The sequence below is a fragment of the Sorangium sp. So ce363 genome (assembly GCF_051520435.1).
Taxonomy (GTDB): domain Bacteria; phylum Myxococcota_A; class Polyangia; order Polyangiales; family Polyangiaceae; genus Sorangium; species Sorangium cellulosum_B.
Genome location: NZ_CP150333.1, coordinates 10,984,050 through 11,006,256, shown reverse-complemented (window position 1 = coordinate 11,006,256; position 22,207 = coordinate 10,984,050). Strand labels below are relative to the sequence as shown.

17 protein-coding genes are annotated in these 22,207 nt (G+C 73.6%); 9 read left to right on the top strand and 8 right to left on the bottom strand.

From position 1 onward, the window contains the following. The first annotated feature begins 272 nt into the window (after positions 1-272). From rplU to WMF12_RS41370, 3 genes are all read left to right on the top strand, one after another. Entirely contained in the window at positions 273-581 is a 309-nt protein-coding gene (rplU, locus tag WMF12_RS41380; RefSeq protein ID WP_437712533.1) for a 50S ribosomal protein L21, read from the top strand. A gap of 14 nt (positions 582-595) precedes the next feature. Next, entirely contained in the window at positions 596-853 is a 258-nt protein-coding gene (gene rpmA / locus WMF12_RS41375) for a 50S ribosomal protein L27 (RefSeq protein WP_272102141.1), read from the top strand. A gap of 85 nt (positions 854-938) precedes the next feature. After that, the gene (locus WMF12_RS41370; RefSeq protein WP_437742253.1) at positions 939-1,781 is read left to right on the top strand and encodes an HAD family hydrolase; all 843 of its coding nucleotides are present in this window, start codon (positions 939-941) and stop codon (positions 1,779-1,781) included. 72 nt (positions 1,782-1,853) lie between these two features. On the opposite strand, the gene WMF12_RS41365 is transcribed toward WMF12_RS41370, so the two are convergent. Both WMF12_RS41365 and recD2 read right to left on the bottom strand, forming a co-directional pair. Continuing rightward, a complete protein-coding gene (locus tag WMF12_RS41365; RefSeq protein ID WP_437742252.1) occupies positions 1,854-2,987 on the bottom strand; it encodes a tetratricopeptide repeat protein in 1,134 nt (377 codons plus the stop codon). Positions 2,988-3,414: 427 nt separating this feature from the next. Beyond that, positions 3,415-5,835 (bottom strand): SF1B family DNA helicase RecD2, encoded by a 2,421-nt coding sequence (gene recD2, locus WMF12_RS41360; protein ID WP_437854165.1) that lies wholly within the window; start codon positions 5,833-5,835, stop codon positions 3,415-3,417. A 200-nt stretch (positions 5,836-6,035) separates the two neighbouring features. On the opposite strand from recD2, the gene WMF12_RS41355 reads away from it, so the two are divergent. After that, on the top strand, positions 6,036-7,274 hold the full coding sequence (locus WMF12_RS41355; protein WP_437854163.1) for a LysM peptidoglycan-binding domain-containing protein: 1,239 nt from the start codon (positions 6,036-6,038) through the stop codon (positions 7,272-7,274). Between the two features lie 73 nt (positions 7,275-7,347). Here WMF12_RS41355 and WMF12_RS41350 read toward each other — a convergent pair whose 3' ends face one another. The 5 genes from WMF12_RS41350 to WMF12_RS41330 all read right to left on the bottom strand — a co-directional run bounded on the left by WMF12_RS41350 (position 7,348) and on the right by WMF12_RS41330 (position 12,297). Continuing rightward, complete coding sequence (locus WMF12_RS41350; protein WP_437742249.1) at positions 7,348-7,983, bottom strand: AMIN-like domain-containing (lipo)protein; 636 nt, start codon at positions 7,981-7,983, stop codon at positions 7,348-7,350. A 107-nt stretch (positions 7,984-8,090) separates the two neighbouring features. Beyond that, the gene (locus WMF12_RS41345; RefSeq protein WP_437854161.1) at positions 8,091-8,621 is read right to left on the bottom strand and encodes a thioredoxin; all 531 of its coding nucleotides are present in this window, start codon (positions 8,619-8,621) and stop codon (positions 8,091-8,093) included. 58 nt (positions 8,622-8,679) lie between these two features. Next, positions 8,680-10,155: a TonB family protein gene (locus WMF12_RS41340; RefSeq protein ID WP_437854159.1), complete on the bottom strand. Its 1,476-nt coding sequence runs from the start codon at positions 10,153-10,155 to the stop codon at positions 8,680-8,682. A 269-nt stretch (positions 10,156-10,424) separates the two neighbouring features. Further along, on the bottom strand, positions 10,425-11,321 hold the full coding sequence (locus tag WMF12_RS41335; RefSeq protein ID WP_437854157.1) for a hypothetical protein: 897 nt from the start codon (positions 11,319-11,321) through the stop codon (positions 10,425-10,427). Between the two features lie 52 nt (positions 11,322-11,373). Then, positions 11,374-12,297, bottom strand: coding sequence for a hypothetical protein (locus WMF12_RS41330; RefSeq protein ID WP_437854155.1), 924 nt, complete (start codon positions 12,295-12,297; stop codon positions 11,374-11,376). A gap of 697 nt (positions 12,298-12,994) precedes the next feature. Here WMF12_RS41330 and WMF12_RS41325 point away from each other — a divergent pair. Continuing rightward, the gene (locus WMF12_RS41325; protein ID WP_437854153.1) at positions 12,995-14,614 is read left to right on the top strand and encodes an AgmX/PglI C-terminal domain-containing protein; all 1,620 of its coding nucleotides are present in this window, start codon (positions 12,995-12,997) and stop codon (positions 14,612-14,614) included. 83 nt (positions 14,615-14,697) lie between these two features. Here the strand turns inward: WMF12_RS41325 and WMF12_RS41320 are convergent, their stop codons facing one another. Beyond that, positions 14,698-16,200 (bottom strand): amino acid permease, encoded by a 1,503-nt coding sequence (locus tag WMF12_RS41320; protein ID WP_437873945.1) that lies wholly within the window; start codon positions 16,198-16,200, stop codon positions 14,698-14,700. A gap of 290 nt (positions 16,201-16,490) precedes the next feature. Between WMF12_RS41320 and WMF12_RS41315 the strand changes: the two genes are divergently transcribed. Genes WMF12_RS41315 through WMF12_RS41300 form a run of 4 tightly spaced genes read left to right on the top strand, consistent with a single transcriptional unit; the run spans position 16,491 to position 22,188 of the window. Further along, a complete protein-coding gene (locus WMF12_RS41315) occupies positions 16,491-17,414 on the top strand; it encodes an alpha/beta hydrolase (protein WP_437854151.1) in 924 nt (307 codons plus the stop codon). A gap of 21 nt (positions 17,415-17,435) precedes the next feature. Continuing rightward, complete coding sequence (locus tag WMF12_RS41310) at positions 17,436-20,471, top strand: PEP/pyruvate-binding domain-containing protein (protein WP_437854149.1); 3,036 nt, start codon at positions 17,436-17,438, stop codon at positions 20,469-20,471. Further along, positions 20,468-21,448: a pseudouridine synthase gene (locus tag WMF12_RS41305; protein ID WP_437854147.1), complete on the top strand. Its 981-nt coding sequence runs from the start codon at positions 20,468-20,470 to the stop codon at positions 21,446-21,448. Before WMF12_RS41310 ends, WMF12_RS41305 begins: the two co-directional genes overlap by 4 nt. Next, positions 21,445-22,188, top strand: coding sequence for a hypothetical protein (locus tag WMF12_RS41300; RefSeq protein ID WP_437854145.1), 744 nt, complete (start codon positions 21,445-21,447; stop codon positions 22,186-22,188). Before WMF12_RS41305 ends, WMF12_RS41300 begins: the two co-directional genes overlap by 4 nt. The last annotated feature ends 19 nt before the right edge of the window (positions 22,189-22,207 follow it).

Sequence of the window (22,207 nt, the reverse complement as noted above, 5' to 3'; positions counted from 1 at the left end):
GCGGTACGCGACGAGCGCGAGCGCAACCCGCGCCGCGACCGGGCGCGCGGTCCGGGCTGCGCTTTGCCAGGGGCTTTCCAGGGCCTTGCCCACGCCCGGAGGCCGCGGGCGTCGCTCCGGCGAAGAACCTGGGCGACGCCGCTGCGAACCACTTGCCAAGCCGGAGAAGGTCCGTATACTGCCGCTCCCTCGCTCACCGGGTCCTCCGATCGAGGGCCATTTGCGTGGCGTATGGCGAGGGATCGCGGTCCCCAGGTTGAGGAAGACGCACCATGTACGCGGTCATCAAGACGGGCGGCAAGCAGTATCGGGTCGCCGAAGGTCAGAAGCTCCGGGTTGAGAAGCTTGTCGGCAATGCCGGTGACAAGGTCACCTTCAGCGAGGTGCTCCTCGTCGGCGGTGACTCTCCCAAGGTTGGCAAGCCCCTCGTGAGCGGCGCTTCGGTCGCCGCCGAGATCACCGGGCAGGACCGCGGCAAGAAGATCGTGGTCTTCAAGTTCAGGCGGCGGAAGAACTACCGCCGCAAGAACGGCCATCGCCAGCCGTACACCGAGCTCAAGATCACCGGCATCACCGCCTAGCAGGAGAAGTAGAGATGGCTCACAAAAAAGGCGGCGGCTCCTCCAGGAACGGCCGCGACTCAAGCGCACAGCGCCGTGGGGTCAAGGTGTATGCCGGGGCGCCCGTGCGCGCTGGCAACATCCTGGTCCGGCAGGTCGGCTCCTCGATCCACGCCGGCCACAACGTCGGCACCGGCCGCGACTTCACGCTCTTCGCCCTCGTCGACGGCGTCGTCACGTACGAGTGGAAGTCCAACACCAAGAAGCAGGTGTCGGTCTACCCGGCTTCCTGAGCCTTCCTCACCGGGAGGGCGTCCTGAACCGTCCCATCCCGTCCCGCCTGCTGCGCTCCACGCGCTTCCGAGCTACTCAAGCGCGGTGACGACCTACAAGCTCCTCGCCCTCGACGTCGACGGGACCCTTGTCCGTCGTGATGGGTCCATCCACGACGAGGACCTCCGCGCCATCCAGCGGCTCCAGGATGCCGGCGTCCCGGTCTCGATCGCGACCGGGCGTCTGTACTCGGGGACGCGCGAGGTCGCGCGGCGGATCGGCGTGCTCGGCCCCATCGCGTGTGTCGACGGCAGCCACATCGTGCACACCGAGGGCGACGCGCACCTGTACTCGCGCACGATCTCCGGCGCCGAGGCGTCCCTCCTGCGCTCGATCACCGAGCGACACGCGACGGCGTCGTTCCTCTTCGCGCAGGACAGCATCGTCCACGACGCGACCGGCGCGCCGCACGTCCACTATGTCCGGGGCTGGTCGCACGCCATCGCCGAGGTCGAGCGCGTCTCGTCGCACCCATACTGGGAGCACGACCACGGCCTGCTCGCGCTGGTCGCGCTCGGGACCGAGCTCCAGGTCGCGGGGGCCGTCGAGGAGGTCCGAGCCGAGCTCGGTGAAGCGGCCTTCGTCGTCTCGTTCCCCCTCATGAGGGACGACCAGACGAGCCTCTTCGCGATGATGGTCCGGGCCGCTGGGCCGACGAAGGGCACGGCGATCGCGTGGCTCGCGGAGCACCACGGCTGCGAGCTGTCGGACGTGGTCGTCGTCGGCGACTGGCTCAACGACGTGCCGATGTTCGAGGTGGCGGGGCGATCGTTCGCCATGGCGCAGGCGCCCGAGCAGGTGAAGCAGGCGGCGACGGATCGCCTGAACGCCGACGGCCTGGTGGGCGGCGGCATCGCCGAAGCCATCCGCCGCGCCTTCGGTCGCTGAGCGCCGGCAGACGGGGAGCGCCGAGGGCAGCGGAGGAGCGCCGCTCAGCGCCCCCCCACGCCTTGCTGCGCGTCAGGCCTTGCGCTGCGCCGGCTGGGCCGCCGCGGCGAGCTGCTGCTGCTGCTGCTGCAGGTACTGAGCGACCGCGCGCGACCGCTCGATGGCGAACTGCTTGACCTCCTTGTTCGGAGAGCCCGCGAGGGCATTCAGCAGCTTGGTCACCTTCTCGAGCTGGCGCGACTGGAACAGCGCCTCGAAGTAGTTGTTCGCCAGGCGCACGTCGCGGCTCATCTTCGCCTCGTGCGGCTGGAGCAGGCGGACCACCGCCTCGAGGTCGTTCTTCTGCCCGTAGAGCGCCGACAGGCAGAGCAGCGCCAGCGGGTTGTCCGGGTTCTGCGCGACCGCCTTCTTGGCGTACTCGACCGCCTTGTCCCGCGTCTCCTCGTTGGCCGCGTAGAAGCCCTGGATCGCGATGTACGGCGCGGCCGTCTTCTTGTCGGCCGAGAACTTCTCGATCGCGGCGACCGCGCTCGCCTCGTCGCCGCGCTGCTTCTCGTACTGGAAGAGGTAGGCCCACGCGTCGATACAGTCCACGTCGATCGCGAGCGCCTTCTCGATGAACTCGCGCTCCTTCGCGTCGTCCTTCTTCGCCTGGTAGAGCTTCGCGAGGTGCAGCGAGGGGTAGGGGTTGTCCTTGAGCAGGTTCTGCGCGCCCTTCAGCGTCCCCTCGGCCTTGTCGTGCTTGTCCTGCGAGAGCTGCGCGATGCCGAGCGCGAGCCAGTCGTCGCCCGTGCCGCCCTTCGCGACCACCTTCGAGAGCACCTGCTCGGCGCGCGCCAGCCGGTTGTGCTTGAGGAGCTCCTGCGCGTAGATGCGCCCGCGGTTCAGGTCGTCAGGCTGCTCGGTCCAGTGCTTCTCGAGCCCCGCGAGCAGGTCCTCCAGGCCGATCGCGATCGGGCGCCCCTGATCGTCCTGCACCTGCACCGCCGGCCCGTTGAAGCCGAGGAGCTGCCACATCTGCTCGAGGGTCACCGCCGCGGGACCCTGCTCGAGCAGGCCCTTCAGCTCGTCGGTCGGCTTGTTCATCGGGATGACGATGAGCGCGTTCCCCGGCACGCCGTTCGGAAACGCGCTCACGGGCGCGACGATCGCCGCTCCTCCGGTGATGTTGAGCCCACCCGCCTGCTGCTGTCCGTTGGTCGTCATCGTCGATGCTCCGAGATCTCTCCCCCACGCGCGCCGAGGCGCAGGCATCGCCCAGCCTCGCCCCGGTACCCTGCGCGCCGTAATGATGGGGGCCGTAGTTCGTGTAGAAGGGGCGCGAACGCTAGCAGGGAGGGCCCAGCCGGGCAACGGGGGAGCTCGGAGCGCGCGCGGCCTCATCGCGGCCATCGCGTTCGGGTCAGACGCGCTTCCGCCGCTTCCACCGCTTCCACCGCTTCCACCGCTTCCACCCGTGAATCCGCGCGTCGCGACCGTGAACCTCGCCGCGGTCCCCGCGCTCGAAGCCGGCTGCGCCGCTGCGGTTCGCGCCGCCGTCGCCGCCTCGCGGTCGCTCGTGTGATCCCTGTCCTGCTCGCTGTCGCTATCGCCGTCTCGGACGCCCATCTCGCTCGCCCTCTCAGGCGCCGTCCTAGTCGAGTCGTGGGCCGGCGGCGAGGGGTGCCTCGAGCGTGCGCGCCGATCCAGCGCGCGCCGGCGCGCCGCCGCGCAGCCGCTCCGCGAGGTGCGTGCGGCGCTCCTCACGGCGGGTCTCCGCCAGCGCCAGCGACACGGCCCGCGGATCCGCCACGAGCACCACGAGCCGCTTGCCGCGCGTCACCGCCGTGTAGATGAGGTTGCGCGACAGCATCACGAAATGCTGGGTGAGGATCGGCACGATCACCGCCGGATACTCGCTCCCCTGGCTCTTGTGGATGCTCGTCGCGTAGGCGAGCGTCAGCTCGTCGATCTCCGCTTCCTCGTAGCTGACCTCGCGATCGTCGAAGCGCACCTGGAGCTTCCGCTCCTCGGTGTTCACGTCCGTGATGAAGCCGACGTCGCCGTTGTACACCTCACGGTCGTAGTCGTTGCGGAGCTGCATCACCTTGTCGCCGAGCCGTAACGTCCTCGCGCCGCGCGTGACGCTCGGACCCTCGGGGTTCAGCGCCGCCTGCAGCCGCGCGTTCAGCGTGATCGCCCCCGCCTCGCCCTTGTGCATCGGCGTCAGGACCTGGACGTCGCGCCGCGGATCCAGCCCGAACCCCTTGCCGATGCGCTCCGTCACGAGGTGGAGGATCAGATCCGCCGCCGCCTCGGCCTCGATCCGCTCGATCACGTAGAACTCGCCGCCGGGCCCGCGCGCGCCCTCCGGCGGCTCGCCGTCGTGGATCCGGTGCGCGTTCCGGACGATGAGGCTGCCCTCGGCCTGGCGGAAGATCTGCGTGAGCCGCGCCGTGGGCACCTCGCCGGAGGCGATCACGTCCCGCAGCACCGCGCCCGGCCCCACCGACGGGAGCTGATCGACGTCGCCCACCAGCACGAGGCGCGCGGCGTCGGACGTCGCCTGCAGGAGCGCGTCGGCGAGCGCCAGATCGAGCATCGACGCCTCGTCGACCACGATGGCCCCCGCCTCGATCGGCCGGCCCCGCTGGCGGCCGAACTTGCGCTGCTTGGGATCGAACTCCAGCAGGCGGTGGAGCGTGACGGCCTCGCGCCCCGTCGCCTCGCTCATCCGCTTCGCGGCGCGGCCCGTGGGCGCGGCGAGCCGCACCGGGAGCCGGGCGCGGTCGAAGAGCGCCAGGATGGCCCGAACGATGGTCGTCTTGCCCACGCCCGGGCCGCCCGTGATGACCAGCACCTTGTTCCGCGCCGCCTGCGCCACGGCGTCGCGCTGTGCAGGCGCCAGCGAGACCTGCGTCTTCGCCTCGAACGCGGCGATCGCCGCGTCGACGCTCTCCACGAGGCGCGCCTCGGGCGCCTCGTCGTCGCCCAGCAAGGAGCGCATCCGGCGGGCGAGCCGCACCTCGGCCTCGTGGAGGTCCTTCGGATAGACGGCCACCTCGCCGGTCTCGAGCGTCTCGACCCGCACATGGCCGCTCGCCACGAGCGCGTCGATCGCGCTGTCGACCTCCGCGGCGTCGCGCTCGAGCATCGCCGCGGCGAGCTCCGCGAGCTCCGGCCGCGCCGCCAGCGTGTGGCCGCGCGTCGACAGATCGACCAGCGTCTGCAGCACGCCCGCCTGCGCCCGCTCCGGCGAGTCGGCCCGGACGCCGATCGAGCGCGCGATCCGGTCGGCGGTCTTGAAGCCGATGCCCCACACGTCGAGCGCGAGCCGGTACGGGGAGCGGGAGACGATGTCGATCGCGTGGGGACCGAACCGCTTGTAGATGCGGCTCGCCAGCGCCGGGGAGGCGCCGTGCGCCTGGAGGAAGATCATGATGGCCCCGATCGCCCGCTGCGCCGCCCACGCCTTCGCGACGGCCTGCGCGCGCCGCTGGCCGAGCCCGGGGACCTCGGCGAGCCGCTCCGGCGACCGGTCGAGGATCTCCAGCGTCTCCGCGCCGAACGCCTCCACGATCCGCTTCGCGTACGCCGGGCCGATGCCCTGCACCATGCCGGACCCGAGGTAGCGCTCGAGCCCATCGAGCGTGGCGGGGGCGATCGGCAGCAGGGTCTCGACCTTGAGCTGCTCGCCGTGCTTGGGATCGCGCTCGTAGCGCCCCGTCGCGCGCACGCGCGTGCCCGGCCCGACCGGCGGGAGCACGCCGACCCAGACCTCCGGCGGGGCGCCGGGGGTGACCTCCACCCGCAGCACCCGGAAGCCGCTCGACTCGCTCTCGTACGTGACGCGGACGACCTCTCCCTCGACCGTCGCCGCCCCGTTGCCCGCCACCTCCCGGGCCGAGAAGAGCTTCTGCTGGCCCCCACCGCCCGGCTGCCGCTCACCGGTCCCGCCCGTGCGCTCGCCGCGGTCGTCGTGGCGCGGCGCGTTGTCCGGCCCCGGCGTCGGCGCCGGCGCGGCTGCCCCCCGGGCCGCCCGATCGGGGCGGCCGCTCCGCTGGGACGGTTGCACGAGGGCAGCATGTAGCCGCCGGCGCGGCGGCGGCAACGTCCTCGTGCGCGGACGCGAGCGCCGCTGCAAAACATCGCGCAACGCCCCATGGCGCCCCGTAACCTGGGCTCACGCTGAACGCGCGTCGCGTGGAGCGCGCCGCGCGCGAGCGCTGGGCCGCGGTTGGCGTCGCTCCCTCGCGTCAGTATAGTGGGCCCGCGATGGGGCGCAGCAGCTTGGTTTCCGTCCTCTGCGCCCTCCTCCTCACGGGCTGCGCCGGGAGGGCGCCGGAGGCGGCGCGGTCCAAGGACAGCCTGCTGCGCGTGGCCTCCGGGGTGTCCCCGGAGCAGCGCGGCGCCTCGCCTTCGCCCGCGCCCGGGACGCCGGCGGAGGAGGCCGCGCTCGCGGACGCCCACGATGCCGAGGTCGACGACGACGGCGGTGAGGTCGACGACGGCCTGGAGCTGCCGGCGGATCCGGGCACCGGGGCGCGGGCGCACTCGCCGCTCTCGGCGATGACCGAGGCCCAGATCGAGGAGCTTTTCTCGAAGGACCCTGCGGCGCTCGGGCCGATGTCGCTGGGCGCGACCAACGCGGGCGCGCTGTTCAACGGCGTCCGGATGCCCGAGGGCGATCGGTGGGAGCTCGTCGATCCGGCCCACGCCTGGGGGACGCGCGAGACGATCGACGCGATCGACCGGGCGATCGCCGAGGTGCACCGGCAGTTCCCGGGGAGCCCGAAGCTCTACATCGGGCACATCAGCGCCCGGGAGGGCGGCCGCCTCTCGCCGCACAAGAGCCACCAGGCCGGGCGCGACGTCGACATCAGCTATTTCCTCGACGCCCGGCACCGCTGGTACCAGCGGGCCACGGCGGCGAACCTCGATCGGGAGCGCACCTGGGCCTTCGTCCGGGCGCTCGTCACCGAGACCGACGTGGAGCTCATCCTCATCGACAGCAGCGTGCAGCGGCTGCTCAAGGAGCACGCGCTGAAGATCGGGGAGGACAAGGACTGGCTCGACGAGGTCTTCCAGCTCGGGTCGAGGAAGCCGCGCCCGCTCGTCCGCCACGCCCGCGGGCACACGAACCACATCCACGTCCGGTTCTACAGCCCGATCGCGCAGGAGTCGGCCGCGCGTGCGTATCCGCTGCTCGTGAAGCGCGGGGCGATCAAGCCCACGTCGCAGTACGTGCGCCACACCGCGAAGAAGGGGCAGACCCTGGGCTCGCTGGCCCGGCAGTACGGCACCACCGTGGAGGCGATCAAGCGGGCCAACGGCCTTCGATCCACGGCGATCCAGGCGAAGCGCGTCTACAACATCCCGCGGCCGTCCAGCGGCCCCGCCGCGCCGCCGAAGCAGGTCGTCGTGCCGCCGCGGAAGCTGCCCCCGCCGAAGGCGGCCGACGCGCCTCCGCCGCCGGCGCGCCACGGCGAGCCCGGGCCCGCGCTGGACGGCTGAGCGGCGGGAGGCGCGCCGCGCCGTGCGGCCCGCCCGCGGCGCGGGGAGCCGCAGGGGTGCCGTGGACGCGGCTTCAGTGCTTCACGTCGACGACGAGCCGCGCCGGCTTGGTCAGCTCGAGGACGCGGTACCGGTTCGGCGACGAGACCCCGAGCACCCAGGTCACCTCGGCCTCGAAGTCGCACGTCCGCTCGATCTCGCGCGCCACGCCGAGCGCGAGCTTCCGCTCGCGGAACGGGATCGTGGGAGCCCCCGCGTCGTTGTGCGCCGCCGCCGGGGTCATCCGCACCGCGAGCCATCCGTCGCCCGCGATCTCCGTCACGTCGCCCGAGCCGCACTGGCGGACCGGCTTGTCGATGTAGTCGATGTGGTAGCCCGGCACCGCGTCCCCCTCGAACTCGAACACGACGCGGTCGTAGTGCTCGTGCCGGGCTGCCCGTACGTCGCGCAGGACCGCGACCTTCGCGGCGGCGCGCGGCTTGTCGGTGGCGCCCGCGGTGCCCTCGAACGCGTCGGTGCTCGTGGGATCGGCCTCCTTCGGGGGCCGCGGCGTGGGCGGCTCGTCGTCCGCTGCCGGCTCGGCGGAGGCGCGCGTGTCGATCGGCGTGACGTTCGGCGTGGGCTGGGCAGGCTCGCTGCCGGCGCCGTTGCGGCAGCCCGCGGCGAGCGACACGGCGGCGGCTGCGAGCAGCAGGGCGGTGGTCCTCATGAGGTCCCATCCATGGTGCCGCGGCCTCCGCGCGTCCACCGAGACGCCGACGCGCACCGCGACGCGGCGGCGCTCGCGCGGGCGGGACGGCCGGCGCGCCTCGAGGATCACCGCGCCGAGGCCCGCGCTCGGCTCAGGATGGCCGCGAGCCGGGGCACGATCTCGTCCACCGCGCGCTCGCCCTTCACCGAGCCCTCGATGCGGAGGGGCGTTCCCCGGCCGTCCTCGCCGGGCACGACGAAGAGCGGGATCATCTCCGACGCGTAGCCGGCCTCGGCGAGCCGCTCCCGATCGCGGTCGAGGTCGAACTCCAGCAGGCGCAGGGCAGGCAGGACCGCGTCGATCTGACCGGCCTTCACCGCGTCGTGAAACCTCGTGCACGGCTCGCACCAGGGCGCGCCCACGTAGACGACGAGCTCGCGGCCCTCCCGCCGCGCGCGCTCCCGCGCCTGCTGCACCAGCGCGGCGAGCTCGCCGCCCTCCGGCGCCGGCTCGAGCTCGGCCCGCAGCGCCGCCGGCCGCGTGGCCCCGCTCCCAGCGGCCGGCTGGGAGGTCTCTTCCCGCGAGCAGCCGAGCAGCGCCGCGAGACAGAGGACCAGTCCAGCGCAAACCGACCCCTTCCTGCCATGAGCGTTCACGTCGTCGTTTGCCTCTCGGCCAGGGTCTTTGCTCAGGGCTGGCCGCGCCGCCAGCGCCTCAGGGCAGCACGAGCTTGATCGAGAACACGTAGTCGACGTCGACGGGCCTGCCCTGGTAGGTGACCGGCTGGTAGCGGCTCGCCGCGAGGGCGGCGAGGACCGCCTCGTTCATGTGGGGCACGCCCTTGACGATCCGGCAGCCGGTGAGGCTGCCGGTCGTCGTCACCACGCACTTCGCGAGGACCGTCCCCTCGACGCGCGCCTGCCGCGCCTCGCGCGTGTAGACGGGCACGGCGACCGGCGTGGGGGCGGCCTGGACGGCAGCAGGGGTGCTCGTGGCGTCCGGCCCGCGCCAGCCGAGCGCCAGCACCAGGCCCCCGCCGACGATCGCCGCCACGAGCGCGACCAGGTAGAGGGACATGGTCGAGTGACGGGGCGGGGCGACGGAGCCGCTGAAGGTCGCGGGGGCCAGCGGCGGAGAGAGCGAGTCGAGCTGCGCAGAGCGAAGCGACACGAGCGGCTCGCTGGGAGAGGGCGAGAAGGCCGAGATGCGGAGCTCCGGGATCGACGACGCGGAGGGCAGCGCGCCCCGGGGCTGCGCCAGGGACAGGCGGTCCGGGACCGAGGCCCGCGAGGCGTCGGTCGGCTCGCCCGCCGCGCTCTTCAGCGCGGTGAGGCACTCCCTCATCGACTGGAAGCGCCTGTCAGGGCTCTTCTCGAGACACCGCATCACGATGGCCGTCATCGCCGGCGACACGAGCGCGCCCTGGGCGCCATCGGCGAGCGGCGGCGGCGGCTCGCTGACGTGCGCCATGAGCGTCGCCGAGGCCACCTTCCTGTCGAACGGCGCCCTGCCGCAGAGCATCTCGTAGAGCAGGACGCCGAGCGCATAGACGTCCGCGCGCGGCGAGAGCTCGTGGCCCATCGCCTGCTCCGGAGCGGTGTACTTGGGAGAGCCGATGAACAGGCCCCTCTGCGTCAGCTCGTCGAGCTGCCGCCCCGAGACGTCCTTGACCAGGCCGAAGTCGAGCACCTTGACGAAGTCCTTCTCGTCCTCCTGGTCGACGAGGAGCACATTGCCCGGCTTGAGATCCCGGTGCACGAGGCCGAGGCCGTGCGCCTCGGCGAGCGCGCGGCAGATCTGCCGCGCGATCCGGCCCGCGCGCGCCTCCGGGAGCGCGCCCTCGTCGTGGAGCACGCGGTGGAGCGTGCGTCCGGCGATATACTCCATGGCGATAAAGTAGATCCCGCGCGGATCGTCCCGGCCGTAATCGAAGACCGTGACGGAGTTCGGGTGGGTGAGCCTCGCCGCGGTCGCCGCCTCGCGCGAAAAGCGTCGAAAGAACTCCGGATCTTGCTCGAGGCGCTCATCGGGGAGGAGCAGCTTGAGGGCGCAGACCCGGCCCAGCGCGAACTGCTCTGCCCTGTAGACCCTGCCCATCCCCCCTCGCGCGATGAGCGAGATGATCCGGTATCGATCGGCCATCGTCGCGCCGATGAGGGGGTCTTGACCGTTGCTCCTGGCCGCACCCATGGTCTTTACTATATGCGCGATGACGGGCGCACCGCCACCCCAACTCGTGTGTTCTGGCCGACTGCGCGGCTCTGGATCAACGATGCGGCTTGGACCGTACGGCGGTGGAGCGCGAGCGATGCGGGGAGTTGCCGACACGTTTTCCTGACGGCCTCGTCCCATGGGTCCGCCGCGGTTAACCAGCGAGCGCCGAACCGTTGCGATCCGGTTTCGCGCGGCCCGCGCCCGCGCGCTGTCCAGCGCGGGGCGCCTCTCCTCCGGCACGCCCGTCACAGCGCGGCGACATCGATGTCGACCTCGCGCGGCTCCTCGGTGACGCCGCTGGGCGTGGCCCCGGCGCCCAGGATCGCGCCCACGGTCAGGGTCAGGGTCACCTCTCCGCTCGTGAGGGGCGTGGTGACGTACTTCCAGCGCAGCCGCACGCTGCCGCCTCTCTCCCCCTCTGCCGAGAGCGCCTCCACGGCGCGCCGCTCGATCTCCGGCGCCGTGAGCGCGGTGCGGAGCCGGTGGCCCGTCGAGGCGATGGCGGGCCAGCGGACGAGGGCGCGGTTGAAGGTCCCATCGAGCGTGTGGGTCACGACCGCGCGATGCCCCTGGACCCGGACGCCGTTCACGGCCCGGAACACGAATGTCTTGTAACGATGGACCTCCGGGGCGGAAGCCGCCGTTCCGTCCTGATCCTCGCGCAGCGTCCTCCGCTGCACCACGGCCCCGATCTCGTCGTTCGGTATGCCCCAGCTGTTCAGGCGCGCCAGCGCGTTCCGCCGGAGGAGCGCCTCGTCCGGCGAGATCCGCGGCCCGCTCGGCGTCTTTCGCAGGACGAGCACCTGGCCGTTCGACGGGTCCTTCTCGTAGGTCCAGTCCGCCGACTCGTGCTCCGTCCGGCGCCCCAGCTCGCTGAGCGGCGTGAACTGCTGATCGGCCCCGATGAGCGAGCGCTGGATGAGCGCGTCATCGAATGAACGCAGCGTCAGCCGGGCCGCCGGGAGCCTCGCGGCGGGCGCCGTGGCGAGCTCCCGCGCGTCGAACGTGAACCCCTCGATCGCCTGCGCGGTCGCGGCGATCTCGCCGTCGTCGCCGCCCCCTTCGGTCGCTACCTCCGGCGCCCCGCAGGCGATGAGGGTCATCGAGAGCGCGGCCCAGAAACCAATCGTTCGCGTCGTCATCGTCATGTCTCCTGTCGTTCGAATCCCTCGGGCAACACGCAGCGTTCGTCGTTCATCCGCCGGGCAGCACGCGCCCGTTCGAAGGGTCGCAGCCGGCGATGTAGTAGATGGTCGAGCCGGTCTTCAGTCCGGTGTTCTTCCGGTCGCGCCACCCGCCGTACTCGTACATGAGCTCCCGCGACGCGAACGACGCGCCGAACACGATGGAGACGGGGCAGTCATCGTCGTTGCTGAACTGGCTGTCGTCGTAGGCCTCGTCGATCCAGTTCTCTCCCACCCCGTTGGAGATGGAGCTGATCGAGTAGTCACCCACGTAGTCCTTCACGTGATTGCCGCACGACGAGTCGCCGTGGAAGGCGTTCCACATCGTCATGGTGCTGTCCGAGGTCGTGATCTGCTGCCGGTATCCGCCGTTCTTCCACACGTCGTAGTCGCCTGACTGGCACGCTTTGACGACCGCGATCTCCAGATCCCCGCCCGTGCCCGGGTTGCCGAAGAGCATGTTCTCGTTCGTCAGGACGCGGCAGTCGTAGCTGCCGTTGCCCATGACCAGGCCGCTGTAGGCGGGCGTCGACGAGCTCCCGGCGTCGTGCCAGCCGTGCGTGTGGATGAAGACGACATCGGCCTCGTCCGCGCCCGAGCCGGACGCCATGTCGTTCGCCGAGCAGGCGCAGGACGCCGCCTGGCTCGAGTCGGTCCAGTAGCTCCCCCGGGCGCTCGTGTTGTTGCGCGTCGAGACCTCGTCCCAGAGGGAGACCATGCTGAGGAGGTTGAACGTGCTCGCGAAGGCGGCGGCGGTGCTCGTGTGCACCGAGTGCGACAGGCTGGTGTCGTCCTCGCACTCCCCCGTGTGTCCGAAGTTTGCGACCCCGTAGACGTGCGCCTCGTGCTGCGCGCGCGCCGACGACGGCATCGCAAGGAGGCACCCGAGCACCGGAACCCCCGCGAGGACATGGAACAATCGCCTGTTGCTCATACGCTCGACTCCTTCGTTGTCTCGATCGGTGGATGTTCGCCGCGGCCCGCCGCCCAGCGCGCGCTCCACGGGCGCGCCGACGGTGGACCACGGGCGTGGACCGGCGCCGGGCAGCGTCGACGGGCGCGGGCGTCAGCGCGCCGCGCTCCGTTCAGCGCGGTCGCGCGTCGTTGACGTCGACAACGGCGTCGACCTCGACGACGTCGCCAACGCACCCAACGTTATTCGCAGCTTCCGTGCCATCGCCTGGCGTCCGCCAGCGGGGGCGTCGCGTCACCCCAGGCTTCAGCCATCTCCCTGGGATGCGCGGGGATCGTGCCCGCGCGGGCGCCGTCGACCGCCGTCGGCTGCCGTCGGCCGCCCCGCGGTTCCGCTCGAGGTGGCGGCGCGATCCCGCGGGGTGATGGCGCGGGCCACCACCACCTCGAGGCGCCGGGCGGCGGTCCAGAAACTGGAACCCCCCGGCGCGCGGATGCGCCGCTGAAAATCGCGGCGCGGCTCCGGAACCTGGGGCGGGCGGCGCTGTCGATCCCTGGCGTGGACGCGGTGCTCCGCGGCGCACGCAGAGAGCGGTGAAGCTCGCCGCGCGTGCGCCGGGGCGCGCCGAGAGAGGCGGGCCCTCGATGGCTCGCTCCATTCAGACCGCTCGCCGCGCGGACATGCGCGCGAGCGCGAGCAGGGAAAGGGCTGTTCTCCGATGGACACGTTCAAGATGGCTCCGGGCATCGCACCCTCGAATCCGTTCCTCAGCAACCTGCCCTTCAGCCCGTATCCGGCCACCGAGGCCGACGTGCCCGCGGACGCGCCGGAGGGCTCCTATACGTACGCGCTCGTCAAGAGCGCGCCGGACGTCCCCGCCGACGAGTGCGAGACCGACGCGCTGTCGCTCGAGGTGATCATCCGGTGGGGGAACACCCCGCTTCACGTGGCGCACCTGACGCCGCCGCGCGCCTTTCATGTCGGCGAGGCGGAGGGCCCCGGGGGCGTGTGCGACTTCTTCCTACCTGCGGAGCGGCTCGGCGCGGCGCGGGCGCCGCTCGTGCTCGTCGGCGAGGGCGGTGAGGTGAGCGCCGTCATCCCGCCGGGCGCGTCGGGATCCATCGAGTTCGGCAGCTGCAGGATGACGATCGCGCAGGCGATCGCCACGGGCCGCGCGGCGCCGTGCGCGGAGCTCGACGGGGCGCGGCGGATCACGTTGCCGCCCGGCGCTCGCGCGAGGCTCGAGCTCGGCGATTTCGGGTTCGAGGTGGCGGTGGGCAGGGCGGGCCGCCGCGTCGCGGGCAAGGCCGGCATGGACCGCCGCAACCTGCCGTTCACCGCGCTCTCGACGCTGCTCCACGTCGGCCTGCTCGGGGCCATGGCCGCGTTCATGCCCCCGCTCGCGATGGCCGACGACGGCGGCGTGAGCGCGGAGCAGGCCTACCTCATGGCGCAGGCGATCGGCGCGATCGCCGAGAAGGAGCTGCCCGAGGTGAAGGACGTCACCGACGCGACCGGCCAGACCGAGCGCGAGGGCGGCTCCGGCGCGGCCGCGATGGGCGAGTCGGGCAAGGCCGGGAGCGAGACGAGCCGGAAGACGGGCGGGCGCTTCGAGATCCAGGGGCCGAAGGACAACCGCGACGTGCGGATCTCGCGGGCCCAGGCGCTCGACGACGCGGCGCGCTTCGGCATGATCGGCGTGCTCCAGGCGGGGTCCGGCGGCGATCCCAACGCGCTCTCGGCGCCCTGGGGCGGCGCCGACACGCTCGGTAACGGCGAAAGGAGCGTGATCGCCAACATGTGGGGTGAGACGATCGACGAGTCGGGCGGCGTGGGCGGGCTCGGGTTGACGGGCGTCGGCGAGGGCGGCGACGGGCGCTTCACGGGCATCGGGATCGGGGCCATCGGCACCATCAACCACGGGAGCGGCGTCGGCGATGGGCAAGGCTTCGGCCCTGGCGGCGGCGCGTCGCGCTTCGCCAACGGCCCTGGCCACAAGGCGAGCGCGCCGCGCATGCGGGTCGGCTCGCCCTCGGTGTCGGGCCGGATCCCGCCGGAGGTCATCCAGCGCATCGTGCGCCAGAACTTCGGCCGCTTCCGGCTCTGCTACGAGAACGGGCTGCGCAACAGCCCGAACCTCACCGGGCGCGTGTCGGTCGGCTTCGTGATCGGCCGCGACGGGGCGGTATCGAGCGTCCACAACGGCGGCTCCGATCTGCCGGACGCCGGCGTGGTCTCTTGCGTGGTGCGCTCGTTCTACGGGCTGTCGTTCCCGCCGCCGGACGCTGGCATCGTGACCGTGACCTATCCCCTCCTCTTCAGCCCCTCTGGCGGCTGATTCCTCGCCTCGACCCCTCCAGAGGCCGATTCGCCTTCTCCGCCTCTCTGTGGGCTGCTGCGTCCCTCTCTTCCGCCGGATCCCTACGGCCCGCCGCGCGCGGCGATCTGCCCGACGGCCCGCTCCGCCTCCGCGATCTCCCGCTCTCGCTGCTGGATCATCACCCCCTGGGGCGGGCCCTGGAAGCGGCGGCGCTCCAGCGCGAACCAGACGATGGCCGTCACGGCGAACACGATGAGCATGATGCCCAGGGCCTTGTCGTTCGGCGGCTGGACGCTCACCACGATCAGCATCAGGCACGCGAGGACGCTGATGATCGCGAGCGGCCGGTACAGCGGGCCGAGGTCCCACGGGCCCATCTTCACCCAGGTGCGGCCGTAGGCGCGCACGCCCATCATCGTGGGCATCACGTACGAGATGTAGAGGAAGATCACGCAGACGGCCGTGATCGTCGAGTAGACGGGCGTGTACACGGTGAAGCCGATCGTCAGCGCGCTGACGACCCAGATCGCCGTCGCCGGCGTCCGGAACTTCGGGCTCACCTTGCGCAGCTGCTCCGAGAGCGGCAGCCCCCCGTCGCGGGCGAACGCGAAGGTCATGCGGGAGGCGGACGTCACCGTCGCCAGCCCGCAGAGGTACTGGGCCACCGAGATGCCGGCGTAGAGCGCGATCCGGAGGTTCTCCGGGATGACGCGCTCCATGACCCAGAAGAAGACGCCGCCGCCCTTCGACGCCGCCTCATCCATGTCCGGGATCGCGAGCACGATCGCGCTCAGCATCAGCGCCCCGAAGACGCCGGAGACGAGCACCGCCCGGACGATGCCCCGCGGGACCGTCTGCGCCGCGCCGATCGTCTCCTCCGACGTGTGCGCCGACGCGTCGTACCCCGTGATCGTGTACGCGGGCAGGAGGAAGCTCAGGAGGAACAGCGTGGTCATGCTGCCCGTCTCCGGCCACACGTCGCCTCCCTTCGGGCCGCTGTAGTTCGTGAACGTGACGAGCCGGCCGACGTCGATCGCGGGCGCGTAGAAGAGCATCGCGGCGGTGAGGATCACCGAGACGACGAGGATGAGGTACCCGCTGAAGTCGGTGAGCAGCGTGGTGACGCGGATGCCGAGGTGATTGAAGAGCGCCTGCGTCCCCGTGATGAGCGTGACCCCGACGGCCTGCGTCACCAGCGCGCGATCCGCGGGCATCGCGGCGAGATCCACGCCGAACAGCGGGCCGAGCGAGCTCATGATGAACAGGTAGGCGCCGACGTTGATGGCCGCGAGGACGGTGATCAGCCCGATCAGGTTGAACCACGCGGTGGCCCAGCCGAAGCCCCGGCCGCCGAGGATCGAGGCCCAGTGGTACAGGCCGCCCGCGGTCGGGAACGCCGACGCGACCTGGCCCATCGTGAGCGCGATACAGAGCGTGAGCGCGCTGCACACCGGCCACCCGATGCCGATGCCGGCGCCGCCGACGCTGCAAAAGCCCATCTGGAACGACGTGATGCCGCCCGCGATGATGCAGATGATCGAGAACGAGATCGCGAAGTTGGAGAAGCCCCCCATCCTGCGCAGCAGCTCCTGCGCATAGCCCATGCTGTGGAGCGTCTTCACGTCGTCCGCGATCACGCCCTCCACGCTGCCCGGCGCACCGCCTGCGCGCGGCCCGACGTCCCCCTTCGTCTCACGGCTCATGAGCGGTCCCCTTTCGTCACGGGTCTCTCGCCCGGGGCCGACGGAGCCCTTCGGGCCTCGTCAGGATCGGCGCGTCTCGCCGATGAGCGCTCCCCCTTTTGAGGGCCCTCGCCCGGACCCATGCAGCCTACATGGGGGCACGTGGGCCTGCCCAGGGCTGCGCCCGCGCCCCGCTGCTACCCTCGCCGCCGATGGCCGCCACGACGATCCCCCCGCTCTCGCGCCGGCGCGCGCTGCTCGGCCTCGCCGCGCTCGCCGCGCCCTCGTGCCGGCGAGGCACCTCACCGCCGGCGCCGGAGGAGGCGGCCCCCTCGGCCTGGAAGGATCTCCGGTTCGAGCCCGCCTCCGAGGGCGAAGGCCCGCAGCGCGCGCTGCTCCTCGCGCCCGAGGCCGCGCCGGCGCCGCCGCTCCTCGTCGCGCTGCACGGGCGCGGCGAGGCGGTGCGAGGCCTCGAGGTCGGCGCGCGCGGGTGGCGCGACGACTACGGCCTCGACGCGGCCCTCCGGCGGCTCCGCTCGCCGCCGCTCACGCCGGACGATCTCGGGCAGATGGTGACGCCCGAGCGGCTCGCGCAGCTCAACGCCTCGCTGAAGGCGCACCCTTACCGCGGGCTCTGCATCGCCACGCCGTTCACGCCCGACCTCCGCGACCGCTCCGTCGAGGGGGCCGCGGGCTTCGGCCGTTTCCTCGTCGAGCGGCTCCTGCCGCGGGCGCGCGCCGAGGGCGGCTGCCAGGCGGCGCGCGAGGCCACCGGCATCGACGGCGTGAGCCTCGGCGGCCGCCTCGCGCTGCTCGTCGGCCTGTCGTTCCCCGACGTCTTCGGCGCGGTCGGCGCCCTGCAGCCCGCGGTGCGGGCGGGCGAGGCGGAGATGTTCTCCGCGCTCGCGCGCCGGGCCATGGAGCGCCGCGCGGTCGCGCTCCGGCTCGTGTCGAGCGAGGCCGACCCCTTCTTGCCCGCCATCCAGGCGCTCAGCGATCGGCTGCGGCAGGACGGCGTGACCCACACCCTGCACGTCGTGCCCGGCCCGCACGACTACGCCTGGAATCGGGGGCCTGGCGGCGTTGAAATGGTGCTCTGGCACGAGCGGATCCAGCGCGGTTTGCCGCCGCCGTGATCGCGGCGGCCCGGCCGTCACATGCCCCTGACCCAGGCCGCCGAACCGTGTTACTCCCTCGGCATCGACGTGGCCGACCCCACACGCACCGCCCGCGCCGACGGCGCGACCGATCCGCCCACCGTGCGCGAGTGGCTCAAGCCGCTCGAGAGCGCCGGCCTGCGCCGCCACACGAGCGCGAAGCGCGTCGGCGGCAAGGCGGCCTCGCTCGGCCGCCTGCTCCGCGACGGCTTCCCGGTGCCGCGCGGGTGGGTGCTCGACGCGCGGTGCTTCACGGAGCTCGTCGACCGGCAGCTGCCGCCGGGGCACGACCTCGCCACGCTGATCCGGCTCTCGGGCACGAGGGCGGGCGTCGACCGGGCGGCGCGCGCGCGCGACCGCATCCTGAGCGAGCCGCTGCCCGAGGCGCTCTCGACCGCGCTGCGGGCGCTCTGGCAGGCCGTCGAGCAGGAGGCGCCGTGGGGCCTCGCGGTGCGGTCCAGCGCCACGTGCGAGGACAGCGAGGAGACGTCGATGGCGGGGCTCGCGACGTCCGTGCTCGGCGTGCGCGGCGAGGCCGGGCTCGACGCCGCGATCCGGCAGGTCTGGGCGAGCGCCTTCCTGCCGCGCGCGCTCGCGTACCTCGCGCACGCCGGCGTCCGCGACGTCGCGATGGGCGTCGTGCTGCAGGTGATGGTGCGCGCCGAGGCCGCGGGCGTGCTGTTCACCGCGCCCCCGCCGGGGCTCGAGGGCGAGCACTGGCACGCCGGCGAGCGGCTCGTGAACGCGACGCTCGGGCTCGGCGCGCCGGTCGTCGACGGCGCCGCGGCGGCCGACACGATCCGGCTGGCGCGCGACGGCGGCAGGGTCGTCGCGTCGGCGGTGGCGCAGAAGCGGCGCGCGCTCGTCGTGGGCGCGGCCGGGCTCGAGGAGGTCCCGGTGCCCGAGCCGAGCGCCGAGCAGCCGGCGCTCGGCGAGGCCGCGCTGCGGCAGCTCGCCGAGCTCGCCGAGCGGCTCGAGCAAGGCGGCAAGGGCCCGTTCGACGTGGAGTTCGCTGTCGAGGCGGTCGAGGAGCGCGGCGAGGGCCCGCCCGGCGCGGCGCTCGTGGTCGACGGGGAAGCGCCGTCCGACCCGCCGGAGGCCGCCGCCGCGGCGGGCGCGTCCGCTCCGGTGGCGCGGGAAGCCGGCGAAGGCGCGCCCTCCCCGGCGGCGCGGCGCGTGTGGCTGCTCCAGGTGCGCCCGGTGAGCGGCGGCGGCTTCCCCGAGGGCGGCGACGCCGACACGATCTGGTCGCGCGCCAACGTGGGCGAGGCGCTCCCCGGCGCGGCGACGCCGCTCACCTGGTCGGTGGCGCGGGCGTTCTCCGACCGGGGCTTCCGCGAGGCGTTCGCCGCGCTCGGCTGCCGCGTGCCGCGGGGCGCGCGCCTCGTGGCCAACGTGCACGGGCGCTTCTACCTCAACCTCACCGCCTTCATGCGGATCGCGGCGCAGGTCCCGGGGCTCTCGCCGCGCGCGCTGCTCGGCATGAGCGGCGGGGCGAGCGAGGCGCTCATCGCGCGGCTCGCCGAGCAGAGCGAGGGCGTCTCGCGGCGCGGCTTCTATGCGCGGCTGCCGCTCACCGGGCCGCGGCTCCTCCTCCGGCAGGCGCGGCTCGAGCGCGAGGTGGCGGCCTACGAGGGCGAGGCGCTCTGGGCGCAGCGCGCCCTCTCCGAGCTCGACATGACGCTCCTGCCGGACGACGCCATCGGCACCACGCTCCGGAGCGTCTTCATGCTGCTCGAGCGGACCGGCACGCGGATGCTGCACTGCGCGTCGGCGTCGCTCGCGAGCCACCTCGCGCTGTGCAAGGCGCTCGAGCGCATCGCGGGCCGCCGCGCCTCCGCGCGCTCCGCCTCCGGGGAGGCGCACCTCGACGCGCCGGCCGGGCGCGCGGAGACGAACGTCGAGCACCTGGCGCAGGTGCTCGCGGGCGGCGTGCGCGAGCTCGACAGCGCGGGGCCGGGCATCGAGCTCGCGCGGGTCGCCGAGCTCGTCATGCAGGATCGGACGGCGCGCGAGCGGCTCCTCGCCGGCGGGGTCCTGTGGCCGCGCGACCTGCCCGAGGGGCCGGCGCGCGACGCGTACGCGCGGTTCCTCGACGCCTACGGCGACCGCGCGGTGCGCGAGGCGGAGCTCGCGACGCCGCGCTGGGGGGAGGACCCGTCGCCGGTCGTCGCGATGCTCACGGCGTCGCTGCGCGGCGCGCCGGGTGATCCCGAGCGCGCGCTGGCGCGCGCTCGGGCGCTCGCCGATCGGGAGATGGCGATGCTCGAGACGCGCGTGCCGCGGCTGGAGCTCGCGCTCCTGCGCGCCCTCGTCGGCCGCGCGCAGCGCTACGTGCGCCTGCGGGAGCGCATGCGCACGTGGGTGACGCGCGTCCTCGGCATGCTGCGCAGGGTCGCGCTCGACATCGACCGGCGCCTCCGGCGCCTCGATCCCTCGCTGGAGCCCGGGAGCGTCTTCTTCTGCACCTACGAGGAGCTCGCGACGGCGCTCTCCAGCGGCCGCGCCGACGTGGGCCACCTCGTCCGGCTGCGGCGCGCCGAGCACCTCCGCGACGCCGCGCGCCCCGATCCGCCGGCCACCTTCATCGGCCGGCCGCCGCCGGTCGTGCTGCCGCCTGCGTCCGGGGAGCGCCTGCTCGGGCTGCCGGCGAGCCCCGGGGTCGTCGAGGGGCGGGCGCGCGTGCTCGAGCCGGGCGCCTCGGCGCTCGACGCGGTGGCGCCGGGGGAGGTGCTGGTCGCGCGCACGACCGACGTCGGCCTCTCGCCCCTGTTCCTGGTGGCCGCCGCGGTCGTGACCGAGCTCGGCGGCCCCATGTCGCACGCCTCGATCGTCGCGCGGGAGTACGGCATCCCTGCGGTGGTGAACGTCCCCGGCGTGACGCTGGCGATCAAGACGGGCGATTGGCTCCGCATCGACGGTGATCGCGGCGTGGTCGAGCGCCTGGACGAGCGCGCCTCGCCGTCGTCGCCGGGCGTCGTCGCCGGGGGAGCTCCTGGCGGCGGCGCTGCCCCTCGCTCGGCGCCGCTCGGATGACGGCCGCGCGGTTCCGCGTCGGGCCCTCGGACGGCCCCACGGTGGCCGACGTCCTCGAGCGCGCGGGCGGCGCGTCGCGGGGCCTTGCGGGCGCGGCGGCGGAGGGGCGCGCGTTCCTGAACGGCCGGCGCGCGCGGCCCGGCGACGGGGTGGCCCTCGGCGACGAGCTCGCCGTGTGGCCGGCGCGGCGCGACGCGCCGGGGGCGCCGCCGGTGGAGGTGCTGGCGCGCTGGGGGGAGCTCCTCGTCGCGTCGAAGCCTGCGGCGCTGCCGACGGAGCCGGAGCGCCGGGGCACGCGGTCGCTGGTCACGGAGGTCGCGGAGCTGCTCGGGCTGCGCGACCTGCCGCACGCCGCCTCGCGGCTCGACGTCGGCGTGAGCGGCGCGGTGCTGTGCGCGACGGGCGCGCGGGGCCGGCGGCACCTGGCCGCGATGCGCGAGGCGGGGCGCATCGCGCGGGTGTACGTCGGCGTCGCTGGCGGGCGCGTCGAGGGGTCGGGCACGTGGGATGCGCCCATCGGCGCGGTGCGGTCGCGGGGCGGGCGCAGCCTGCCCGCGGTGGGCGGCGCCGGGGCGAGGGACGCGGCGACGCGTTACCGCGCGGTCGCCTCGGCGGGCGGCGGCGCGGCGCCGGCCACGCTGCTGCGCCTCGACCCGGTGACGGGCCGCACGCACCAGCTCCGGGTGCACGCGGCGCACGCGGGGGCCCCGCTCCTCGGCGATCGCGACCACGGAGGAGCCCGATCGGTGACCACGGCGAGGGGCCGGGTGATCGCGCTCTCGCGCGTCGCGCTGCACGCCTTGCGCGTCACGGTGCCGGACGAGCGCGGCGAGCTCTGCGCGGCGATCGCGCCGGTGCCGGACGAGCTCCGCGAGCTCTGGGTGGCGCTCGACGGCGACGGCTCGGCGTGGGATGAGGTGCTCTCCGCGACGCTCGAGGCGGCCCTGCCGCTCGGGCCTCCTTCCGGTACCCGATGACCTCGCCTCGCCCTCTCACCCGCGCCGCCCTGGGGCTCCTCGCTGGCCTTGCGCTCGCCGCCGCCGGCGTGGTCGCCGTCGCCGAGCCGGAGGCTCCGCCGTCCCGCGCGGGGTATGCGCCGGACCCTGCCCCGCGGCCCAGCGCGAAGCAGTGGGTCTTCGACGTGCAGTACGCGAAGGGGAGGGGCTCGGTCGTGCGGGTGCGGCCGGTGGCGCTCGACCGGCCTCTGGCGACGGCGCGGGTGATGGGCCGGTTCGCGATCGAGCTGTACGTTGGCCAGGAGCTGCTCGATCGGGTCCGCTTCGACGTGCCGCTGACGGGGGACGCGCCGGAGCGGCCGCCGGGCGCCCTGCTCCGCCGTCCGACGTTCGACAACGGCGTGACGACGCGGCTGCGCGTGCAGATGGCGGACAACCCGCGCGCGAGCTGGGCCAAGCTGGTGGACCGGAAGACGGGCGCGGAGGAGCGCTTCTTCTGGCCGCCGGAGCCGGACGGCCGGCTCGTGTCGCTGAGCGCGCAGGGCGGGGTGGCGATCGACGGGGGCGCGCCGGGGGATGCGGGGAAGCTGCCTGCGGACGCCGGGGGACCGGCGGATGCGGGCTGGCCGGACGCTGGCTCCGATGGGGGCTTTCCGCCGGTGGACGCGGGCTGGCCGGATGCGGGCTGGCCGCCGGTGGATGCGGGGCGGCCTCCGGATGCCGGGTTGCCGCCGGATCCGTTCAGGCCGCGGCGGAAGTAGCGCGCCCTGCCTGAGCTGC

What these genes read in the sequence shown, in the direction of transcription:
- rpmA (WP_272102141.1), top strand. Translation starts at nt 596, where the DNA reads ATGGCTCACAAAAAAGGCGGCGGCTCCTCCAGGAACGGCCGCGACTCA.
- WMF12_RS41340 (WP_437854159.1), bottom strand. Translation starts at nt 10,155, where the DNA reads ATGGGTGCGGCCAGGAGCAACGGTCAAGACCCCCTCATCGGCGCGACG.
- WMF12_RS41325 (WP_437854153.1), top strand. Translation starts at nt 12,995, where the DNA reads ATGGACACGTTCAAGATGGCTCCGGGCATCGCACCCTCGAATCCGTTC.
- WMF12_RS41315 (WP_437854151.1), top strand. Translation starts at nt 16,491, where the DNA reads ATGGCCGCCACGACGATCCCCCCGCTCTCGCGCCGGCGCGCGCTGCTC.
- WMF12_RS41365 (WP_437742252.1), bottom strand. Translation starts at nt 2,987, where the DNA reads ATGACGACCAACGGACAGCAGCAGGCGGGTGGGCTCAACATCACCGGA.
- rplU (WP_437712533.1), top strand. Translation starts at nt 273, where the DNA reads ATGTACGCGGTCATCAAGACGGGCGGCAAGCAGTATCGGGTCGCCGAA.
- WMF12_RS41350 (WP_437742249.1), bottom strand. Translation starts at nt 7,983, where the DNA reads ATGAGGACCACCGCCCTGCTGCTCGCAGCCGCCGCCGTGTCGCTCGCC.
- WMF12_RS41300 (WP_437854145.1), top strand. Translation starts at nt 21,445, where the DNA reads ATGACCTCGCCTCGCCCTCTCACCCGCGCCGCCCTGGGGCTCCTCGCT.
- WMF12_RS41335 (WP_437854157.1), bottom strand. Translation starts at nt 11,321, where the DNA reads ATGACGACGCGAACGATTGGTTTCTGGGCCGCGCTCTCGATGACCCTC.
- WMF12_RS41320 (WP_437873945.1), bottom strand. Translation starts at nt 16,200, where the DNA reads ATGGGCTATGCGCAGGAGCTGCTGCGCAGGATGGGGGGCTTCTCCAAC.
- WMF12_RS41310 (WP_437854149.1), top strand. Translation starts at nt 17,436, where the DNA reads ATGCCCCTGACCCAGGCCGCCGAACCGTGTTACTCCCTCGGCATCGAC.
- WMF12_RS41355 (WP_437854163.1), top strand. Translation starts at nt 6,036, where the DNA reads ATGGGGCGCAGCAGCTTGGTTTCCGTCCTCTGCGCCCTCCTCCTCACG.
- WMF12_RS41305 (WP_437854147.1), top strand. Translation starts at nt 20,468, where the DNA reads ATGACGGCCGCGCGGTTCCGCGTCGGGCCCTCGGACGGCCCCACGGTG.
- WMF12_RS41330 (WP_437854155.1), bottom strand. Translation starts at nt 12,297, where the DNA reads ATGAGCAACAGGCGATTGTTCCATGTCCTCGCGGGGGTTCCGGTGCTC.